The sequence below is a fragment of the Pseudomonas sp. Irchel s3b5 genome (genome assembly GCF_900187435.1).
Classification (GTDB): Bacteria; Pseudomonadota; Gammaproteobacteria; order Pseudomonadales; family Pseudomonadaceae; genus Aquipseudomonas.
The window spans coordinates 78,715-98,569 of the sequence record NZ_FYDY01000023.1 but is presented as its reverse complement, the minus strand read 5'-3'; the positions used below and the strand labels follow the sequence as shown (position 1 = coordinate 98,569).

17 protein-coding genes are annotated in these 19,855 nt (G+C 49.1%); 13 read left to right on the top strand and 4 right to left on the bottom strand.

Annotation, left to right across the window (positions count from 1 at the left end; translation table 11 throughout):
• The coding region (locus CKW15_RS21220; RefSeq protein ID WP_143498493.1) for an NAD-glutamate dehydrogenase domain-containing protein at positions 1-1,517 on the top strand (1,517 nt) is incomplete at its 5' end.
• A gap of 251 nt (positions 1,518-1,768) precedes the next feature.
• On the opposite strand, the gene CKW15_RS21215 is transcribed toward CKW15_RS21220, so the two are convergent.
• The gene (locus tag CKW15_RS21215) at positions 1,769-2,761 is read right to left on the bottom strand and encodes a GlxA family transcriptional regulator (protein ID WP_095152659.1); all 993 of its coding nucleotides are present in this window, start codon (positions 2,759-2,761) and stop codon (positions 1,769-1,771) included.
• 136 nt (positions 2,762-2,897) lie between these two features.
• Between CKW15_RS21215 and CKW15_RS21210 the strand changes: the two genes are divergently transcribed.
• The gene (locus CKW15_RS21210) at positions 2,898-4,010 is read left to right on the top strand and encodes an S-(hydroxymethyl)glutathione dehydrogenase/class III alcohol dehydrogenase (protein ID WP_095152658.1); all 1,113 of its coding nucleotides are present in this window, start codon (positions 2,898-2,900) and stop codon (positions 4,008-4,010) included.
• Positions 4,011-4,080: 70 nt separating this feature from the next.
• Positions 4,081-4,464 carry a VOC family protein gene (locus tag CKW15_RS21205; RefSeq protein ID WP_095152657.1) on the top strand — a complete coding sequence of 128 codons (384 nt, stop codon included), beginning with the start codon at positions 4,081-4,083 and terminating at the stop codon, positions 4,462-4,464.
• 185 nt (positions 4,465-4,649) lie between these two features.
• On the opposite strand, the gene CKW15_RS21200 is transcribed toward CKW15_RS21205, so the two are convergent.
• Positions 4,650-5,309 (bottom strand): TetR/AcrR family transcriptional regulator, encoded by a 660-nt coding sequence (locus tag CKW15_RS21200; protein ID WP_095152661.1) that lies wholly within the window; start codon positions 5,307-5,309, stop codon positions 4,650-4,652.
• Positions 5,310-5,441: 132 nt separating this feature from the next.
• Here CKW15_RS21200 and CKW15_RS21195 point away from each other — a divergent pair, with 132 nt between their 5' ends.
• The 6 genes from CKW15_RS21195 to CKW15_RS21170 all read left to right on the top strand — a co-directional run bounded on the left by CKW15_RS21195 (position 5,442) and on the right by CKW15_RS21170 (position 11,538).
• On the top strand, positions 5,442-7,478 hold the full coding sequence (locus CKW15_RS21195; protein WP_095152656.1) for an NADH:flavin oxidoreductase: 2,037 nt from the start codon (positions 5,442-5,444) through the stop codon (positions 7,476-7,478).
• A 406-nt stretch (positions 7,479-7,884) separates the two neighbouring features.
• Complete coding sequence (locus CKW15_RS21190; protein ID WP_095152655.1) at positions 7,885-8,694, top strand: amino acid ABC transporter ATP-binding protein; 810 nt, start codon at positions 7,885-7,887, stop codon at positions 8,692-8,694.
• Positions 8,694-9,335, top strand: a complete 642-nt coding sequence (locus CKW15_RS21185) for an amino acid ABC transporter permease (protein ID WP_095152654.1) — start codon at positions 8,694-8,696, stop codon at positions 9,333-9,335. The genes CKW15_RS21190 and CKW15_RS21185 overlap by 1 nt, the downstream gene beginning before the upstream one ends.
• Positions 9,332-9,994, top strand: coding sequence for an amino acid ABC transporter permease (locus CKW15_RS21180; RefSeq protein WP_095152653.1), 663 nt, complete (start codon positions 9,332-9,334; stop codon positions 9,992-9,994). Before CKW15_RS21185 ends, CKW15_RS21180 begins: the two co-directional genes overlap by 4 nt.
• A 52-nt stretch (positions 9,995-10,046) precedes the next feature.
• Positions 10,047-10,880, top strand: coding sequence for an ABC transporter substrate-binding protein (locus tag CKW15_RS21175; protein WP_095152652.1), 834 nt, complete (start codon positions 10,047-10,049; stop codon positions 10,878-10,880).
• A gap of 73 nt (positions 10,881-10,953) precedes the next feature.
• The gene (locus CKW15_RS21170) at positions 10,954-11,538 is read left to right on the top strand and encodes a TetR/AcrR family transcriptional regulator (RefSeq protein ID WP_095152651.1); all 585 of its coding nucleotides are present in this window, start codon (positions 10,954-10,956) and stop codon (positions 11,536-11,538) included.
• A 29-nt stretch (positions 11,539-11,567) separates the two neighbouring features.
• Here the strand turns inward: CKW15_RS21170 and CKW15_RS21165 are convergent, their stop codons facing one another.
• The gene (locus tag CKW15_RS21165; protein WP_095152650.1) at positions 11,568-12,479 is read right to left on the bottom strand and encodes a LysR family transcriptional regulator; all 912 of its coding nucleotides are present in this window, start codon (positions 12,477-12,479) and stop codon (positions 11,568-11,570) included.
• A 150-nt stretch (positions 12,480-12,629) separates the two neighbouring features.
• Here CKW15_RS21165 and CKW15_RS21160 point away from each other — a divergent pair, with 150 nt between their 5' ends.
• The 4 genes from CKW15_RS21160 to CKW15_RS21145 all read left to right on the top strand — a co-directional run bounded on the left by CKW15_RS21160 (position 12,630) and on the right by CKW15_RS21145 (position 16,272).
• Positions 12,630-13,883, top strand: coding sequence for an SRPBCC family protein (locus CKW15_RS21160; protein WP_095152649.1), 1,254 nt, complete (start codon positions 12,630-12,632; stop codon positions 13,881-13,883).
• Positions 13,873-14,961, top strand: a complete 1,089-nt coding sequence (locus CKW15_RS21155) for a hybrid-cluster NAD(P)-dependent oxidoreductase (RefSeq protein WP_095152648.1) — start codon at positions 13,873-13,875, stop codon at positions 14,959-14,961. Before CKW15_RS21160 ends, CKW15_RS21155 begins: the two co-directional genes overlap by 11 nt.
• A 57-nt stretch (positions 14,962-15,018) precedes the next feature.
• A complete protein-coding gene (locus CKW15_RS21150) occupies positions 15,019-15,363 on the top strand; it encodes a cupin domain-containing protein (RefSeq protein ID WP_095152647.1) in 345 nt (114 codons plus the stop codon).
• Positions 15,364-15,435: 72 nt separating this feature from the next.
• A complete protein-coding gene (locus CKW15_RS21145) occupies positions 15,436-16,272 on the top strand; it encodes a transporter substrate-binding domain-containing protein (RefSeq protein WP_095152660.1) in 837 nt (278 codons plus the stop codon).
• Between the two features lie 1,086 nt (positions 16,273-17,358).
• On the opposite strand, the gene CKW15_RS21135 is transcribed toward CKW15_RS21145, so the two are convergent.
• Positions 17,359-18,693 (bottom strand): integrase, encoded by a 1,335-nt coding sequence (locus CKW15_RS21135; RefSeq protein WP_095152645.1) that lies wholly within the window; start codon positions 18,691-18,693, stop codon positions 17,359-17,361.
• Positions 18,694-19,855 lie beyond the last annotated feature (1,162 nt).

Here is a 19,855-nt window from a genome sequence, read left to right as displayed (position 1 = left end):
CCAGCACCGAAAGCCACGCCGATGTCGGCGACAAGGCCAACGATGCACTGCGCGTGAACGGCAACGAACTGCGCTGCAAAGTCGTGGGCGAGGGCGGTAACCTCGGCATGACCCAACTGGGTCGTGTCGAATTCGGTCTCAATGGCGGCGGCTCCAACACCGACTTCATCGACAACGCCGGTGGTGTGGACTGCTCCGACCACGAAGTAAACATCAAGATCCTGCTGAACGAAGTGGTTCACGCCGGTGACATGACCGACAAGCAACGTAACCAGTTGCTGGCGAGCATGACCGACGAAGTCGGCAATCTGGTGCTGGGCAACAACTACAAGCAGACTCAGGCCCTGTCGTTGGCAGCCCGCCGCGCATTGCCGCGGATTGCCGAATACAAGCGTCTGATGAACGATCTGGAAAACCGTGGCAAGCTGGATCGTGCCATCGAGTTCCTGCCGGCGGAAGAAGCGATCAACGAGCGCGTTGCGGAAGGCCACGGCCTGACCCGTGCCGAGCTGTCGGTGCTGATCTCCTACAGCAAGATCGACCTCAAGGAGCAGCTGCTGGGCTCCCTGGTGCCGGACGACGACTACCTGACCCGCGACATGGAAACCGCTTTCCCGCCGACGCTGGTGAGCAAGTTCTCCGCGGCCATGCGCCGTCACCGTCTGAAGCGCGAAATCGTCAGCACCCAGATCGCCAACGATCTGGTCAACCACATGGGCATCACCTTCGTTCAGCGACTCAAAGAGTCGACCGGCATGAGCCCGGCGAACGTGGCTGGCGCTTATGTGATCGTGCGTGACATTTTCCATCTCCCGCACTGGTTCCGTCAGATCGAAGCCCTGGACTACCAGGTCTCCGCCGACGTGCAACTGGAACTGATGGACGAGCTGATGCGTCTGGGCCGTCGCGCTACGCGCTGGTTCCTGCGTGCCCGTGGCAGCGAACAAGATGCCGCCCGCGACGTAAGTCACTTTGGCCCGCATATCGCAGCACTTGGACTGAAGTTGGATGAGCTGCTCGGAGGTCAGGCACGTGATGAGTGGGAGCATCGTTATCACGAGTTCGTTCACGCCGGAGTGCCTGAGCTTCTAGCTCGAATGGTTGCCGGTGCAGATCATTTGTACAACCTACTGCCGGCGATTGAAGCCTCAGGTAGCATCACCCATAGCCCCGCCGAAATGGTTAAAGCATTCATTGCAGCAGGGAGTGCTCTTGAGCTGAACTGGTACCTTCTAGAACTGAGTAATTTACCGACTGAAAGCAATTGGCAGTCACTGGCCAGCGAGTCATTAAGGGATAACGTCGAGAAACTGTGGGGCACCATTGTTGTTTCGATCATGAGCTCAGGGGCGGAGTCCTTGGATGGCGCTGAATCGGTGCAAGCGTGGTTGACTCAGAATGCTGTGCTTGTAGATAAATGGATTCTTTTAATCGATGAGTTGAAGTCTTCGGATGGAATTGATTGGAGCATGCACATGGTCGCGAGCATGCATCTGACACAGCTTTCCGCTGCTTAATACGAACATAAGCTGGCAAGAGTCTATAGCTCGCTTTCAGAGGCTTGAATTTGAATTATTGTTAGTAAGTGAAATGCAATCGTATTTAGATCGTTTTTTCCGCTGCTAACTGACTAGACCCTCCCATTCCCCGCAAATGGGTAAACCGACTTTTTGTGTCGGCGTGTTTTCCCCATCGTTTGTTCATCAACCGATGGGGTTTTTTTTGAGGGGGGCGCTGATGAGGGCGCAGTTTGTGTCCAATCAAAAGGCTAGACACTTATAAATCGTTCCCGATATTCCTTCGGAGTGACGGACAGATATTTGCGAAAACCAATACGCATCTGGTCTGTATTCGAAAATCCACATTTGTAAGCAATACTTTTCATCGGTAGCTCACTTTCGCTCAGCAGCCGGCGTGCCATATCGATTCGGGCTTTTTCAATGAACTCGGATGGGCGCATGTTTACCTCCTTATGAAATGTCCGAGTGAAGTGCCTGAGGCTCATTGACGCCCGCTCGGCCATCAACGGGACGCTTATCCTTTGATCGATATTACTCAATACCCACTCCTGCACTGCTCGCATGCTTGAAGACTGCGTCATTTGGCTTGTCAGGTTGGCGCTGAATTGAGATTGTCCTCCCGGACGCTTAAGAAAAATCACAAGATCCCTGGCGACTTGTAGGGCAAGCTCATGCCCAAAATCAGCTTCCACAAAGGCTAAGGCTAGATCCACTGAGGCGCTTACGCCGGCAGATGTCCAAAGATTGCCTTGCTGAGTAAAAATGGAATCAATGTCTACCTGAACCTTTGGATATTTCTGCTGCATAACCTCCGCCATTCGCCAATGAGTAGTTGCCCGTTTGTCATTTAGCAGGCCTGCTGCCGCAAGGAAAAATGCACCGGAGCACAGACCCGCAAAGCGAGGTACATTTGGAGCGACGCGCTTAGTCCATTCCACAATCTCGGGTTGTTCTTCCACTATGCGCTCAATCTCATGGGCGCCGACTATCATCACCGAATGGGGGAGGTCGGATTCGATCAATGGGTGGGAGGCATGCAAACTCATCAACGTGTCAGAGGTAATGGGGCCTACTTTTGTCGAGATAATTCTGAGTCGATATCCCAGTGGTTTTTCTTGAGCTTCTAAGTGCTTATTCGCATAAGTAAACACAGTCATTGGGCCAATGGCTTCAAATGATTTGAAGTCTGGATAAATCACAATATCGATCGTTCTGCAGGTTGTAATCTCAATATCGTTCATAAAATTTCTCTCTTCTTAAATGCTTGGCCCAATTTCATGGCAACTTGGCCGGATTCTATGTCGGTTACAACAGCAAGCCGGGTCTATTTTTTCTATTGTGGGTTACCTGAATTACAGTCGATAGGTACCCATTCCCATGATCAAGTCGCGCGCAGCTGTTGCATTCGGCCCTAATGAGCCTCTCAAGATCGTTGAGGTCGATGTTCAGCCTCCGAAGGCTGGTGAGGTTTTGGTTCGCATCGTTGCAACCGGTGTTTGCCACACAGACGCTTACACACTTTCCGGTCAGGATTCCGAAGGCGTATTCCCGTGCATTCTCGGCCATGAAGGTGGCGGCATCGTTGAAGCAGTCGGCGAAGGCGTGACCTCGCTGCAGATAGGTGACCATGTTATTCCGCTGTACACCGCAGAATGTGGGAAGTGCAAATTCTGCGTTTCCGGCAAGACCAATCTGTGCCAGGCGGTGCGTGCTACCCAGGGTAAAGGGCTTATGCCCGATGGAACCACCCGTTTCAGCTACAACGGCGAGCCGGTTTACCACTATATGGGCTGTTCCACCTTTTCCGAGTACACCGTGCTGCCGGAAATCTCCTTGGCGAAGATCCCGAAGGAGGCTCCACTTGAGAAGGTATGTCTCCTGGGCTGCGGTGTAACTACCGGCATTGGCGCTGTGCTGAACACCGCTAAGGTGGAAGAGGGCGCAACAGTCGCTGTCTTTGGCTTGGGTGGTATTGGTTTGGCCGCAATTATCGGCGCCAAGATGGCTAAGGCATCGCGCATCATTGCCATTGACATCAACCCGAGCAAGTTCGCTATCGCGGAGGAATTGGGAGCCACTGATTTCGTCAATCCGAAGGACTTCGACCGCCCAATCCAAGAGGTTATCGTCGAGTTGACCGACGGCGGCGTTGATTACTCCTTCGAGTGCATTGGCAATGTTCAACTTATGCGTGCGGCGCTTGAGTCCTGCCATAAGGGCTGGGGCGAATCCATCATCATTGGTGTTGCTCCCTCTGGCGCTGAAATTAGCACTCGCCCCTTCCAGTTGGTGACTGGTCGCGTATGGCGCGGCTCTGCATTCGGTGGCGTGAAAGGGCGTACTGACCTGCCGAGCTACGTTGCTAAATCCGAGCAGGGAGAGATCCCGCTGGACAAGTTCATCACCCACACCATGAGCCTGGAGCAGATCAACGAGGCCTTCGAATTGATGCACGAAGGTAAGAGCATTCGTTCGGTCGTCCACTTCTAAACATTCTCCCGGTGTCTCTTCGGAGACATCGGTTTCTTTCCACAACAACCCACCCGCGACGGAGAAACTCATGTCGATCTTCACTCATGTAACTGTTGGCACCAACGATCTGGAAAAAGCTCGTAAGTTTTACGACGAGGTACTCGGCAAGATTGGCTTCAAGCGAATCGCCGACTTGGGCGATAACGGCTCTATCTGGGGCGTGGACAAGCCTTCCTTTTTCGTACTCAAGCCTGCAAACGGCCAGCCTGCTACCGTTGGCAACGGCGTAACTGTCAGCTTCGAGGCTCCGAATCGCGCCACTATCAACGCCTTCCATGAGGCCGCTCTGGCTGCTGGTGGCAAAGACGAAGGTGCCGCCGGCACTCGCGACTGGGCACCTAATGCCTATGCTGCTTACGCCCGTGACCTGGATGGCAACAAACTCGCTGTATACAGCTTTAAAGCCGAGTAAATCGGTTTCAGCGGCGCCCCTGGGCGCCGTCGTCTTACTCCCGATGACTAGCCATGGGATAAAGTTTCATGAGTAATTTAAAACGCCATGGAAAATGTGGCCATTAGCGTATTGAAGATGTGACGACTTTCATTGGGTAGGAGGTATGCTTCTAGAATATTACATCCAAAGATACAGTCTTTGACTCATGCATTGTCTTTGGAAAAATCAAAGTCACACAAAGTAAATCCGTGTCGGCTATAAAATCTCTCAAGTTCCCGAGGTTCAGGCTCTACACCCGTAAAAATCTTTAAGTATTCAGGGATGTAGCGCATTCTATACTCGGTAGGCTCTGCCATTTTCATGCTGATGTAACCAATCTGAGTGAGATAGAGCGCTCTAGCACGAGTTCTTGCCTGAAGTGGATTAAAACCGAAACGGCCGAACATGTTCGCCAAAGCATCAATTCGTAGCTCGTCCGCAGACAGGATTTCCGTAGAAACTTCTTCGGACTGTAGAGCCCAACTTCTCATGGCAAATTCAAGCTGCGAGTCGAACAGCTCAGTATTCAGCCAGCAATCGAATACATTCAGTATGGCCTCGGAAAGTGACTCCGCATACGCTCTCGACTGCTTAACTAAATTGTCTGTATTTTTGTTTTTCCATAATGCAATCAACGCAGTTAGCAGAGCATCACGATCCTCAAAGTACCAATAAAAACTCGTACGTGAGATGTTTAATTTCTTTGCTAACGGCAAAACTTTTACGGCATCGATGCCGGACTCAATCAAGCTGTCGTAAGCCGCTTTGAGCCAGCTTTCAAGCGGCACTCGGATAGATTCTGTACTGGGTAGGGGCTTGTTCATGTCTTGGATAGTACAAGGCAGATCGTCACCCTGCAAGCGCGAAAAACACCTGTGAACACCCTCTTGACACATGTGTACATTGGGTCGTAATGTCGCTCATAGCTGATGACCAATAAGACCTGAGACGCCATCATGAAAAACGATCCGTTGCTGCAACCCTTTCAACTGAAGCACCTCACCCTGCGCAACCGCATCATCACCACGTCCCACGAGCCTGCTTACCCTGAAGATGGTATGCCCAAGAAGCTGTATCGTGCATATCACGTCGAGCGTGCTAAGGCTGGTGTGGCGATGACGATGACCGCTGGCTCTGCCGCCATTTCTCGTGACAGCCCGCCTGTATTCAACAACATCCTTGCTTATAAGGATGAGGTGGTCGGGTGGATGAAGGATCTGACGGACGAATGTCACGAGCACGGCGCTGCAGTGATGATTCAGTTGACTCACCTCGGCCGTCGCACTCGCTGGGATAAAGGAGATTGGCTACCTGTTGTTTCGCCGTCCCATAATCGCGAAGTGGCTCACCGAGCTTTCCCGAAGGTTATCGAGCAGTGGGACATTGACAGGATCATCCAAGATTACGCAGATGCAGCTGAGCGTATGAAGGCCGCAGGGCTGGATGGTATTGAGCTCCAGGCGTATGGCCACTTGATGGATCAATTCTGGTCACCGCTTACCAACGAACTTGATAACCCTTACGGTGGCTCGCTTCAAAATCGCCTTCGTTTCACATTTGAAGTCCTGACCGCTATCCGTAAGCGAGTAGGCACTGAATTCATCGTTGGCATTCGCTATACCGGTGATGAGTTGCTCGCAGGAGGTCTGCAAAAAGACGAGGGGTTGGAAACCTCAATGCTGCTCAAAGACAGTGGCATGATCGATTTCCTAAACGTCATTCGCGGCAATATTGCGACCGATGCCGGCCTTACTGACATCATCCCGATCCAAGGTATGCGCAACGCACCCCACCTGGATTTTGCAGGTGAGATCAAGTCGCTTACAGGGTTCCCAACCTTTCACGCTGCCAAGATCCCCGATGTGGCAACTGCTCGTCATGCTATCGCATCTGGTTTGATTGACATGGTCGGTATGACACGGGCTCACATGACTGACCCGCACATTGTCAAAAAAATCATTGAAGGGCGTGAGGATGATATTCGTCCATGCGTAGGGGCCAACTACTGCCTGGATCGAATCTACAACGCTGGTGCAGCCTACTGTATCCATAACGCTGCGACTGGCCGTGAAACTACTATGCCTCACGACATTCCCAAAGCTGATAAGAAGCGAAAGATCGTCATCATCGGCGCAGGCCCTGGGGGATTGGAAGCCGCTCGGGTCGCTGGCGAACGAGGGCATGATGTCGTAGTTTATGAAGTCGCAGACCAGCCCGGTGGTCAAATTCGCTTGACCGCACAATCGGAGCGGCGTAAGGAAATGATCAGCATCATTGATTGGCGTATGGCTCAATGCGAACGCTTCGGTGTGAAATTCAATTTCAACACCTGGGCGGATACTGACATCGTGCTCGGTGAAAAAGCCGATGTTGTGATTGTGGCTACGGGAGGTCTCCCGCACACGGAAGTCTTGGAGAAAGGCAACGAGTTGCTTGTTTCGGCTTGGGACATTATTTCCGGTGACGTTAAGCCTGGGAAGAATGTGCTGGTATTCGATGACGCAGGTGACCATGCGGGACTGCAGGCAGCCGAATTTATCGCTCAAAGCGGTGCCCATACGGAAATTATGACGCCTGACCGTAACTTCGCGCCTGAGGTTATGAGCATGAACCTCGTGCCATACATGCGATCCTTACAAAAGTTGGATACGACTTTCACCGTTACGTACCGTCTGATAGCAGTTGAACGCGAGGGGAATCAGCTCAAAGCGATAGTAGGTACTGACTATAGCTCTTTAACAAAGGAGCGTATTGTCGACCAGGTGGTGGTAAACCACGGCACTCGCCCACTGGACGAGTTGTATTTTGATCTGAAGCCATTCGCCTCCAACGAAGGTGCTGTTGAATACATAGATTTGATTGCCGGTAATCCACAAAAAATCAACACGAACCCAGACGGTAAATTCCAGCTGTTCCGAATTGGTGATGCAGTTTCCGCAAGGAATACTCATGCCGCCATCTATGACGCGCTGCGCATCGTCAAAGACCTATAATAGAAAAAGATATCTATAATATTTTACAAAACCGTACCTTTGCACTGCCATTAGAACAATATATAAATCACCAGGCTAGTTGAGGTTTGTATGTACAGCAATAAAGACCGTAATTTGATTTCGTTAGAAGCAGGTGGTCGTAAGCGCGGACACATGCGAGGAAATCTGATAAGCGAGTTAATGCGATTAATTTCTTACCTTCCTGCCCACGACCAGTTGGTGGCGCAAAAACACTCGAATAGCTTTTATTAATAGAGTGCGCGCAACCGATAAGACAGACACAAAGCACAGTGACTATATAACCTAACCAGAAATGTAGTCTCAAACCGGATTCAGCGGTAGGCCTCAACAATGTGAGGCCTGTGCTGTCAAAAATAGCGTCAGTGCGCATTTGGAGGAATACAAGATGAGTTCGGTAAGTGTCGTGAGTACCGCTGTACCTTCGGTTGTTGAGGTGCAAAAAACAGAACAGGCTTTCCTAAGCCTGAAAGGAATTTATAAGAGCTTCGGGCCTTATGAGGTTTTGCACGACGTTAGCCTTGAGATGTGTAAAGGTGAAGTGCTTGCGATCATTGGCCCAAGCGGATCAGGTAAAAGCACGCTGCTTCGTTGTATTAATCAGCTGTCGCCGCCCACGGCAGGGTCAGTCAGCATGGATGGCGTTACTATAGAGGCGGGACGTCCTTCATCGCGAAGTGACCTGGTTAAGCTTCGACGACGAATCGGAATGGTTTTTCAATCATTCAACCTGTTCCCTCACCTCACTGTCCTTCAAAACGTTAGCCTTGCACAGGTGCGTACGATGGGACGCTCAAAACGAGACGCCGACAAAAAATCTTTAGAGCTGCTCGACCGAGTTGGTTTGGCCAATAAAGCCGAGCTGTATCCGGCTCGGTGCTCAGGTGGCCAGCAGCAGCGGATCGCCATCGCTCGCGCGCTCGCTCTGGAGCCTGAGCTGATGCTTTTTGATGAGCCGACCTCAGCTCTTGATCCAGAGCTAGGGCTGGAAGTTCTTGCAGTAATGAAAGAACTCGCGAACGAAGGCATGTCGATGATCATGGTCACTCATGAAATGCACTTCGCAGAAACAGTATCAGACCGAGTCGTTGTGATGGCAGAGGGGCGAATCCTGGAGCAGGGGGTAAGCCGAGAGGTGATGCGTAATCCACAACACGAGCGAGTAGTGCAGTTTCTCCGGGCTGTGAGGGACAGGTAATGTTTGACGTATTCAAAGCAATGCTCGACGGCGTCCCTTGGACTATTGCCGTCACGTTACTATCATTTACGATAGGCTGCCTACTTGGCTTCCCAATATGCTGGGCTAGAATGTCTAAATTTAGGATGGTTTCCTTTACGACGGCATCGTTAGTTTTAATTATTCGATCAATTCCACCTATTGTATGGCTATTCTTCGTCTTCTTTGGCGTGGGTGGCGGCTTCCTTAATCTTTCACCGTTTGCAGCTGCTATTACGGGCCTTGGGATAATCACTGCTGCGCAAATGTCTGAAGTGTATCGTGGAGCGCTGAGTGCTGTTTCGGTCGGACAATACGAAGCGGCACACGTGCTAAACCTCAATGCCAGGCAACGGTTCGTCGATATAATTCTTCCTCAAATGCTTAGGATTGTGGTGCCTTCAGCCGCAACTTACGCTATCAGTCTGCTGAAGGACTCTGCCGTAGCATCCACTATTGGTGTCACAGATATCAGTGCAGTGGCATATCAAGTCACTCAACAGACGTTCAAAGGGATAGAGGTATATACCACTGCTGCTTTGCTTTACTTGCTTCTAAGCGTACCTATCGCGTTGTTTTCGCGTTGGCTCGGGGCTACGTTGAACACGAGGACTTCTAGATGATTGATCTTCTTGGTATGTGGTGGGAATGGTTTCCGGATCTTCTGCAGGGCTTTGTTCTGTCTTTGCAGGTAACCGGAGTTTGTCTGTTGTTGGGGATTCCACTGGGCTTGGTCTTTGCGCTCGGTGTATCAGCACCAAACAAGGCTGTCAGGTTAATGTTTTTGTTCGTGGTAGAGTTGGGGCGCGGAGCCCCGGCATTGATATTGTTACAATATTTTTACTATGGGCTTCCTTCCGCCGGAATTACGTTATCCTCATTCACTGCGGCAGCGTTAGCGTTGGCTTGCTGCACTGGCGCATATACAAGTGAAATTATTAGAGGAGGACTTGAGGCAGTAGCGAGTGGGCAGAGAGAAGCAGCTGATGTTATTGGGCTTACTAAGCTGGACGCTCTCAGATTTATTATAGTTCCTCAAGCCCTTCGCATAGCCGTTCCATCGTTACTGGGCTTTTCAATCATTATGTTTCAGGCGTCATCTTTATGCTTCACTATCGCTCTTCCGGAGCTTGTGAGTCGGGCTTCAGCTATTGGATCAAATACATTTCAATATATGCCAGTGCTTGCTTTGGCCGGGATTATGTACGCAGTAGTATGTATCCCTGCCACGATAATTGTGACTTCGCTCGAGAAAAAGCTAGGTGCGAGCGGTCAAACCTAAGATGTTAGTGTTGCCGTAAGTCGAACTTAATTGACATAAAGGGAAGCATGGTATGAAGATTTTATCTGAACTAATTAAGTGTGCGTTGATCGCTGGTGCTGTTGGTAGCAGTGTCGTTCAGGCCGCAGAAGAATGCGTACCGGTACATAAATTCGAAACATTGACGCCTGGAGTATTAACCGTTGCTGCATATGCTTTCCCGCCTTACTCGATACCCAAAGGGGGAAATGATATTAGTGGTGTAGAGGGTGAGATTCTTAAAGTCATCGCGAAAAATGAGTGTCTGACAATAAAAACTACTGTTGTTGATCCCTCCGCCGTAATTCAGTCGGTGGTCTCCAAAAGAGTAGATATTGGCATTGGTGATTGGTACCGCACAGCTGAACGCAACAAAATTTTAGGTTTGTCAGCCCCGATTTATTTAGATGCAATGGGCATAATATCGGCTGAAGGTGTTGCAAAAATTTCAGATCTCAATGGTAAGAAAATAGGTACCGCGCAAGGTAATCTTTGGGTTTCAGATCTTAAGAAGATATTTGGCGATAACTTGGTGTTGTATCCAAATGCAGTTGCAGCAGCACAAGATCTCGCATCAAACCGCCTACAGGCAGTAGCTGATAGCTTCGCAGTGGCTATTGCTGCGCAGCAAAAAGGAGCTTATGCAAACAGCAAAATTGTTGTTGCCGACGCTGATGATAGAGTAAAAGCAACTATGCAGCCGGGCCAAGTTGCATTCGTTTATACGAAGTCTAATGATCTACTTGGCAGCGCTCTATCCAGTAATGTACGGACAATGCACGAAAACGGTCAGATAAAGAAAATTGTCACCTCGTTTGGGTTGAGCGAGTCTATTACTGAGGTCGGAGAGCCCCGCCTAATAGAATAATAGAATATATGTATAAAGGCGCCAATTAGCAGTGCATTTTGGCGCCGATTAAAATTTAGGAGTTACAATCCCTATGTCCGCACTCCTTTCGAATGTTGAAGGCGGTACCCGTGACCGCATTATAGATGCTGCAATAGCACTGTTCTCCGAATATGGTTTCCAAGCCATCAGCATGAGAGATTTGGCGAAGCAGGTCGGTGTAAATGCGGGATCGTTGTACAATCACATTGAAAACAAACAAGAGTTATTGTACGAAATTCTCGAGTTGACTCTTTCCAGTCTGATTGCTACGACTAAGCGTTCGACAAAAAGACAAGGAACCCCGGAAAGAAAATTTCAAGCATTCCTGCAATCATTCAGTTCTTTCAGAGGTGTTGATGAGCGAGGGCTTATTCTGCTTTATAGAGAAGTTGTTAGCTTGGATGTGAAGCGACAAACTGATATACGCGATCTCCAGCAGAGTTATTTATCATTGCTAGAAGATATTCTTTCTCCGATGTATTTTAAGTCCGTACCTGGCCGTTTGTCTTACATCTCAAAAATAGTCGTTGGCTTTCTTTTTGGGCAGCTTCAGTGGTCGAGTGCGGGTCTGCACGACAAAATTCTAATGGCACATTTGATAAGGTTTGTCACCGAGTCAGCCAGCCAAAACTCTTGAATCTGATCTGACCAAAAATTTCTCCAAGGTTACAGGTTGTTAGTCGAGTCCTGCAGGGCTGAAATAAGCCAGTTGGCAGCGAGTTCTCCCACACCGTTTCTGGAGGAGTTTAAGGGTACCAATATGTTGTATTGACCATCCGGAACCAATGTACGCTCAGATAAAGCAACTAGGCTACCATCCTGGATGAATGTGTTGACTAGCACTCCCCAACCAAGTGCTACACCTTGACCTGCTTTCGCAGCTGCAATAGTTTCAGTGTAATGACTGAATTTCATCGACGGCTCACCAGATGGTTTCTTGAGTCCCATCTGCGCATACCATTTTGGCCAGCTATACCACAAACTATCTGCTGCATCATATTCGATAAGATCGGTTCCAATTTCCCAGAAATGTTTATCTGCGATCTTAGTTGCATACTCTGGCGAACAAACTGGAGCGATGGTGTCTCCACAAGAGGCTAATACAGTGCCATCGTCAAAGGGCGGGTTGCCATAACGAATTACTACATCAACATTGCTAGATTCCATGTTGATCTTTGAGTCTTGCGAAATAACTCGGAGTTGTATTTCTGGATGCAGCCGGCGAAATTCGATCAATCTCGAAAGAAGCCAAAAAGTCGAAAATGCCACTGTTGCACCAATAGTGACTACCTGCTCCTTACCTGTGGCGCGGATAGCTTCAACTGCCTCTGTAATACCTAAAAAATTTTCTGCTAATGCGACTCCCAGAGCTGCACAAGCATTAGTTGGTTGGATGGAACGATGCCCTCTTGTAAAAAGTGATACCCCGAAATCTTGTTCTAGGCAGGCTATTTGCCTGCTGACCGCAGCTTGGGTAACGCCAAGCTCACGAGCTGCTTCGGTAAAGCTTTTGTGCCGAATTACCGCCTCTAGTGCGACAAGCGCGGTCAGTGACGGTACATTTCTGAGCAACCTCATCAGACAGATCCTCCGGCCAAGATTTATGTGATAGATCGTATAATATTTTCTTATGCGTGACTTAATAATTTATGCGGTTGTAAGGTTTGTTGTTCAGAGCGATATTATCACGACCACAGAATCATTATTAACAATAAGCTTGGTGACGTTATGATTATTAGTCCCGAACCGCATATCTCATCGCTGATTGCATCACGAATCAAGGGTCAATCCTTACCTGGAGGGTTGTACACACGAAGCGATGTCTTTCAGGCGGATTTAGAGGTTTTTTTTCAAAATCATTGGATTTACATTGGCCTGGAGTGTGATGTCCCCGAGCCAGGTGACGCATCGGTTATTGATATTGGTAACACTAGCTTGATACTTCTCCGGGATGAAGACGAGTCGATACGTGTCGTGCGTAACGTATGTCGTCATCGAGGATCAAGATTGCTTGAGCCAGGTAATCACATAATTTCTAAATTGGTTTGCCCATATCATCAATGGACTTATGAGTTGTCGGGTGAGTTGGTCTACGCACCTCATATGGGGGTTGACTTTGATAAGTCTTGCAGGGCGTTAAAGCCTGTAAATTTTAGGTCTATCGGCGGACTTATATATGTCTGTCTCTCTGAAAATCCTCCAGAAGATATTGATAATCTGGAGCGAGTGATGACTGAGCGTTTGCGCTCCTACGATATTAAAAACACCAAGATTGCTTACCAAACAGACGTAATCGAGGAGGGCAATTGGAAGTTAACAATCGAGAATAATCGCGAGTGCTACCATTGTTCTGCTAATCATCCGGAGCTGTGCGTATCTTTCTTTGAGGTAGATTTCGGCTACGATCCTGCAGTCTTAAGTGAGGATGACCGTGAAACTGCCATTCAGCACGGTATTCGCTATGCGGAGCAGACAAAGGCCTGGGAGGCAGAAGGTTACCCATCAGCTGCTGTTGAACAACTATCTGGGAATGCTACAAACTTCAGAACTCAGCGGTTGATTATTTCTGGTGCTGGCGAGTCACAAACTCCTGACGCTACAGCTGCATCGGCAAAGCTTATGGGGACACTGACGCGTAAAGATCTCGGAGATACTCATCTTTGGGGGCACAACTCTTGGAATCACTTTATGTGTGACCACGCTGTTACGTCCATGTTAATTCCTTTGTCGCCAGATAAAACATTGGTTAGAACGAAATGGCTCGTTCATAAAGACGCTGTAGAGGGCGTCGACTACGACTTGGAAAAATTGACAAGCGTTTGGATTGCGACAACTGACCAAGATGCAAAATTGGTTGCTCGCTCCCATGATGGAATCAAAGACCCAGCCTATGAACCAGGTGTTTATTCCGACTTCACGGAACGCCAATTGGACAATTTTTCTACTTGGTATGTAGAACGGATGAAAGCTCATGGATACTGAAAATGTATTTTCGAGTAGGGAGCAAGTGCAGGTCGATTTCTGGGATCAAGAAACGGATGAAAATCTTGTTTGTGTAGATGTGCATTCTGAAACGCACGACGTAAAAACGTTCACATTTGTCTCTCTAGACGGAAAGCTATTCCGATTTCGCGCTGGCCAGTATTTTGCTTTCGACTTGCCTATTAATCGTGAATTTACGAGTCGGTGTTATAGCATTTCATCATCTCCGTTGAGACCTAACGCTATCTCAGTCACTGTAAAACGAGTCCCTGGTGGTGTCGTTTCTAACTGGATGCATGAAAATCTTTCACCGAATACTGTAGTGAAAGGTTTTGGCCCACTTGGGAATTTCACTAAATCGGCAGATCACAACGAGAAATATCTCTTCCTTTCAGCTGGTTCCGGCATTACTCCATTGATGTCAATGGTTAGGGAACTGGCTGATCTTTCTGCTACGGCGGATGTGACTTTTGTACATGCAGCAAGAAGCCCTCAGGATTTTATTTTTCGAGATGAGCTAGCAACTCTCGCAACGAAGCTTAAGAGCCTACGGCTTATTCTTATTCCAGAGGAGATATCCAACGAGAGGTCTTGGCCGGGTTTTGTTGGACGTATATCAAAAGAGTTGCTCTCCCTTACTGTGCCGGATATTTCTCAACGGCTGGTTATGTGTTGCGGCCCAGGGCCGTTCATGTCTGCTGCACGAGAAATATCTACTCAGATGGGTGTGTCTGAGTCACGTTATATTGAAGAAAGCTTCCAGGACGCAGTACCACTACCAGGTATCGAGCCTGCCCAAGAGGTGATGACTGAAACAGGGTTCAAGGTCGAATTTATCAAACAAACCCGCACCATTGACGTTGCGAGTGATCAGACCGTGTTGGCCGCCGCTAAAAAGTCGGGTATCAAGATTCCATCCTCCTGCTCTAATGGCTTGTGTGGAACCTGCAAATCCAAACTCATTACCGGTTCTGTGTCTATGAACCATAATGGAGGAATCCGACAGCGGGAGATTGACGGTGGAATGTTTCTGCCCTGTTGCTCAAAACCTCTAACCGATCTAGTGGTTGATCGCTGAGAGGAGTCGGGCACTAAAAAGTAGTAATTCAATAACCCTATAAGTGGGTACTAAGAAATGGGTGTAACGCCATTAGACAGACAGAAAATTGGCACTCATCGCGTTAATCTTCCTGCGTGTGAATGGGAGTTGACGGATCTACATGGGTTTTTAATAAAACCAATCTTTGAGGATAAGAGAACCGGTGAGCGAACGATGCTCATGAAGGTTTTGCCAGGAGCCTTCGCGGAATCCCACTGCCACAATCAATTGGAAGAGGTGTTCATCCTCGAAGGGACGCTCTACGACGACGAAAACGTCTATAGCGCAGGACAATATTGTCAGCGTGCGGTTGGAGCACTCCATACTGCTGGCTCTCAAGATGGCTGCGTGGTTTTATTGGTTTATCGCTGTGAGCAATAAGTTTGGTGTTATTGACGCCAAGTTACAATCTGCCAAAACTAAAATAGATGTGTAGTCCACGAGGAAGCCATGATGATTCGTAACATTCGCACCGTCGCAATGCTAGCTATCTCATCGATCGTAACCCTGTCTAGCGTTAGCGCTTACGCCAATGAATGTAAATCGGCACACAAATTCGAAACCATCAAACCTGGTGTTTTGTTGGTGGCGGCATATGAGTTTCCTCCATATTCGTATACAGGGGCGAACAAAACCCTTACGGGTGTAGACGGAGAAGTGGTCAAGCTCATTGCCGAGATGGAGTGCCTGAAAGTAGAACCGCTTATGATGGATCCTGCGGCGACTATTCAGTATGTCGTCACGAAGAGAGCTGATGTAGCCATCGGCGACTGGTACAGAACTGCAGAACGGGCCAAAATCATGGGTCTTTCCGCCCCTATGTATCTTGACCAGATGGGGCTACTGAGCAAGGCAGGTTATACAAAAATCGAAGAGATTAAAGACAAAAAGGTAGGTACTGTCCAGGGATCATTGTGGGTCAAAAATCTTCAGGATGTGGTGGGTTCAAACTTAACAATTTATCCGAATCCTGTGGCAATGGCTCAAGATTTGTCTGCAGGGCGAATTGAGGTTGGGATAGATAGTTACGCGGTTGGACTCACAGCTCAGAAGAAAGGTGGTTATCCAGGGATTCTGATAAAAGTTTCCGAACCGGATCAACGTATTCGAGCAACTATTCAGGCGGGACAAGCGACTCTGCCCCATGATAAAACCAATACTGGACTTCGCGATGCACTAAACGCCAATATTGATGAACTTCATCGTTCAGGTAAGATCGCCGAGATCTTGACGAAGTTTGGGCTTGATGTTGGGGCCGCAGATGTGGGTGAACCACGCCTAATTGAGTAATTTATTACTGGTGTGAGTCAACAGCCGAACCTAGGGTTCGGCTTCTTACTTACAGCCTCACTATCAATTAGAGATTTCACAAATTCAGCCGTGCGAGCAAGCTCGACAAATTCAGAATCCATGTAGATTTCCAGTTCTTGTCTGAGGTACCAGATAGGATTCGATCCTCCACGCTTCATATTCAGACCCGCTTACGACCGCAGGCTGCTCGGGTACACCCTGGGAACTATCAGTGGAGAAGGGCGGCAGAAAATAGCCAAGGTAATTGACGAACTTGGGTTGACCTAAAAATCTTACTGGCGGGTTTGCGGGAGTGCGGCTTAGCAGTAGGCGGCTCGTCGAGGCATTCTCTAAATGTCGCTGCTTCGGGCCCGATCATGATTTTCATAGGTGGCTTTCTCACGTGTGGTCTCCATAGCTTTAGGTCGGCAATGGCAACGTGCTTTGCGTACAGGTGTTGGTGCTGACGCCGAATTGACCCAGTGGCCGAGATGTCACTGACCCAGTCTTATTCCTCGCGAACTATTGCCTATGCTGGATTTCTGCCTACTTACGGTAGGGCAGTCTTGCGTCGGCACGTAGGTCAATTCGGCGTCAGCGTCTACAGTGGTGGGCTAGCGCCGCAAGAATACGTCGACGCAACTCTGTGATTTCCCGCAACGTGGACTGCATGTTCGCCAAACTGGGGGCATCCTTCAGAACCCCCGGCTCAGTGTGGTGCCCGTCTATAATCCTTGGATAATGGGCGGCAGACTCCATCAGCAGCTTGCTTATGCACGCAGCGGTTTCAGGTGCGACCAGACCGGCGAGGAAAGCTGTCTTCGTCACCAGCAAGTCTGCGCTCACCAGTATTGAAGGAGGAATCGACTCGAAAAGTGCCGGGTTTGAGACATTCATGGCGCTGACACTATCCGTGCTTGAAGCGCTTGTCATGCAACAAGTGTAAATTTCAAACGAGCGAAGCGGTGCATCGTGCTTCGTGCGAAGTCACCAAAGTTCACCGGCTAGGAAGATTCGCTCTTATTCAATTCACGTCTTCCCGATAGACCTATGCAGCAGGCAATTGAGTGGAGCAGGGTAGTGCTATTAACCTCTATCGCGCATGCCTACGTCACGCACTGAACGACTGCGCTCTTGGTCATGCGAGTGGTAATAGACATTTTGAGTCGTACTGAGACTGCTATGACGCAAGTCCATCTGCAGATCCTTCGGACTGCGTAGCGGCGCATCGAACGTCGCAGAGGTATGCCTGAGCCAGTGTGCAGAAGCCGCCCGCAGACTGTTCATCTCGTGTTCCTCACGCTCCTCATCGCGCATTCGCGCCAAGGCGTTATCGAATACCGATTGGAGGAGGGCGCGCACCTGCCGACCGGAGAGCCCTGGACGACCACGCAGAGTCATGAGCAGAGGCGTCTGTTCATTCCACTCAGGCAGCGGAGACAGCCCAACAAAACGCCGGTAGCGCGTCAGATACTTTGAAATATACTCTTCCCTGACCGCGACCTTCCCGGCCTTGTTACCTTTTCCGATCACGTGGTACCACCAATTGCCCTCAGGATCGAGTCGGAAATCACCCATGACCGGATGCCAGTTAGGTCTGCCGACGATGTCGGACACCCGCAGATACATAGCGAACAAGGTCGCGACAATGAACAATGTGCGCTCATGCCGGTCGGGTTTCTCAACGGCCATATGCTCAGCGGTTTCCAGCACATAGTCCCACTGCAAAGGGGTCAGAGCACGGTTTATCCCTTCCTCCTGAGGGGTTCCACGGTTGAGGCTTTTCTTCTTGATCATCCGGAAAGGGTTGGCCGCAACCGTTCCGTCTTCAACCATGAACTCAAAGAAGCGGCTGCAAATCGTATAAATCTGGTTAATGGTGCTTTTGGAAGCCTTGTATCGCGTGATAACACCGGGAGCTGGGACAAGCTCTATACCCTGGGGGGTATCGTCTGGAGCCGGTATCAGCCCGTCCGATAAACCCTTAGGACATTTCAGGCTGAATGGCCTCCATTTTGGATTTGGAATGACGGGCTCACTCCAAGTAGATTCGGTATTGTCGCAAGTCACGAACCGACCGCGCACAATTGGGCCTATCCACTCAGCGGGAGGATTACGGCAAAATTCCAGATAATCTTCAGCATCTTGTCGTTTGAGCTGAGAGAAAGGTTTTTGCCTTATGATAAGTGTCCATAGCAACAACCGCTCGACATGGGTTCTATAAGAAGTAAAAGTCTGGCTATTGTCCGAAAAAGCGCGAAGAAATTCGCGGGTGATCAGATAACCTTTATTGGCCTCCACCAATGCGGGAAACTTTTCAATATACTGGCGAACGCAAGCCACACTAGACTCACGCAAACTAAAGTCCATATCAATGAAGATTTCGTAGGTCTCAAAAATAGGCATTGGTTGCGTAGACATCTTGGTGCACTACCGTATGACTTTGCGGTGATTAGAAACTTCCAGTAATGGAAGTAACTGGAAGTTAGGGCAGGGCAGATGCATTTTTCATCTTCCCTACTCCGAACCGATGAACATTGATCGATGGTAGCCCCTGAAAGACGCCGCTGCAACTCCCCCTACTCAGCGGATATAGTTTTTAGTTTCAACTTGACAAAAGCCTGAAGCATGAACTAGGAGCGATAGTTCTGTTGGTTTTTCCGCTAATTTCTTTGCGTGAATTTTTTTCGCCTTATGTCGTGCTTGGGATTTTTTTATTTAACTATGTATTGTCAGATCCAGCTTAAGTCTCCGTACCGTAATGGATTGAGATCTTTCTGAATTATTCCAAAAATTATTTAACCTAATATTGTCAGAGTGTGCGAATTCTGTTTTTGCTTCTTTGGGGGTTTTGGGCTTAAAGCGGAGTTAGGCTTGTTGGAGCGGCTTTTTTCGGCACACGGTCAGTGGCAATTGTTGTGTAATTCATGCTTCAGGCTCTGCATTGACCGAATGATATGCGCTGCAACGTAGACCAGGCAGATCTCAATAAATGAGTGGAAAAGCACGAATGGTTTTTCCATTTAAATCTTTAAATGGAAACGCCCTCTGGAACATCCACTTATTTCGTTGAATACCTGAGAGAGCCCTGTCTTCGTGGCTTTCATGGGTTTTAAGTACGATTAGCACATGGCATTTCCACTTATTGTTTTAATAAACAACGGCGCCATCGAGGGAGGCCACGATCCAGCTACGTGTTGTTGATCATGTCGTTCAGGAGCGGCGGCGAGCAGGATGCATCAGTGCGTGATTGCAACACGAACGATGGTGGATATGGCGCTGGCCCGGTATTACGGGGCTTTGAGGAAGTTGCAGCGGCTTTGAGAGGCTTCGGTTTAGGGGCTGGTGTGCAAGCGGACGCTGAGTTTCAGCAGGCTACGGAAAGACCTTGCCAGCGCTCTGTTGGCATGGAATGTCCACTTGTTTCGTCTCGGGAAACGGAGGGTGGGAATGTCCACGCATTTCCTCAAAAATCGCTGGAACCCCTGTCTTTCGTGGGTTTCAGGGCAGCCATGGATTCGTACCTTCGGATCTCAGTCCATTAATTTCTCCTTGGGCTAGGGAGCTATTACATTTGAGCTTA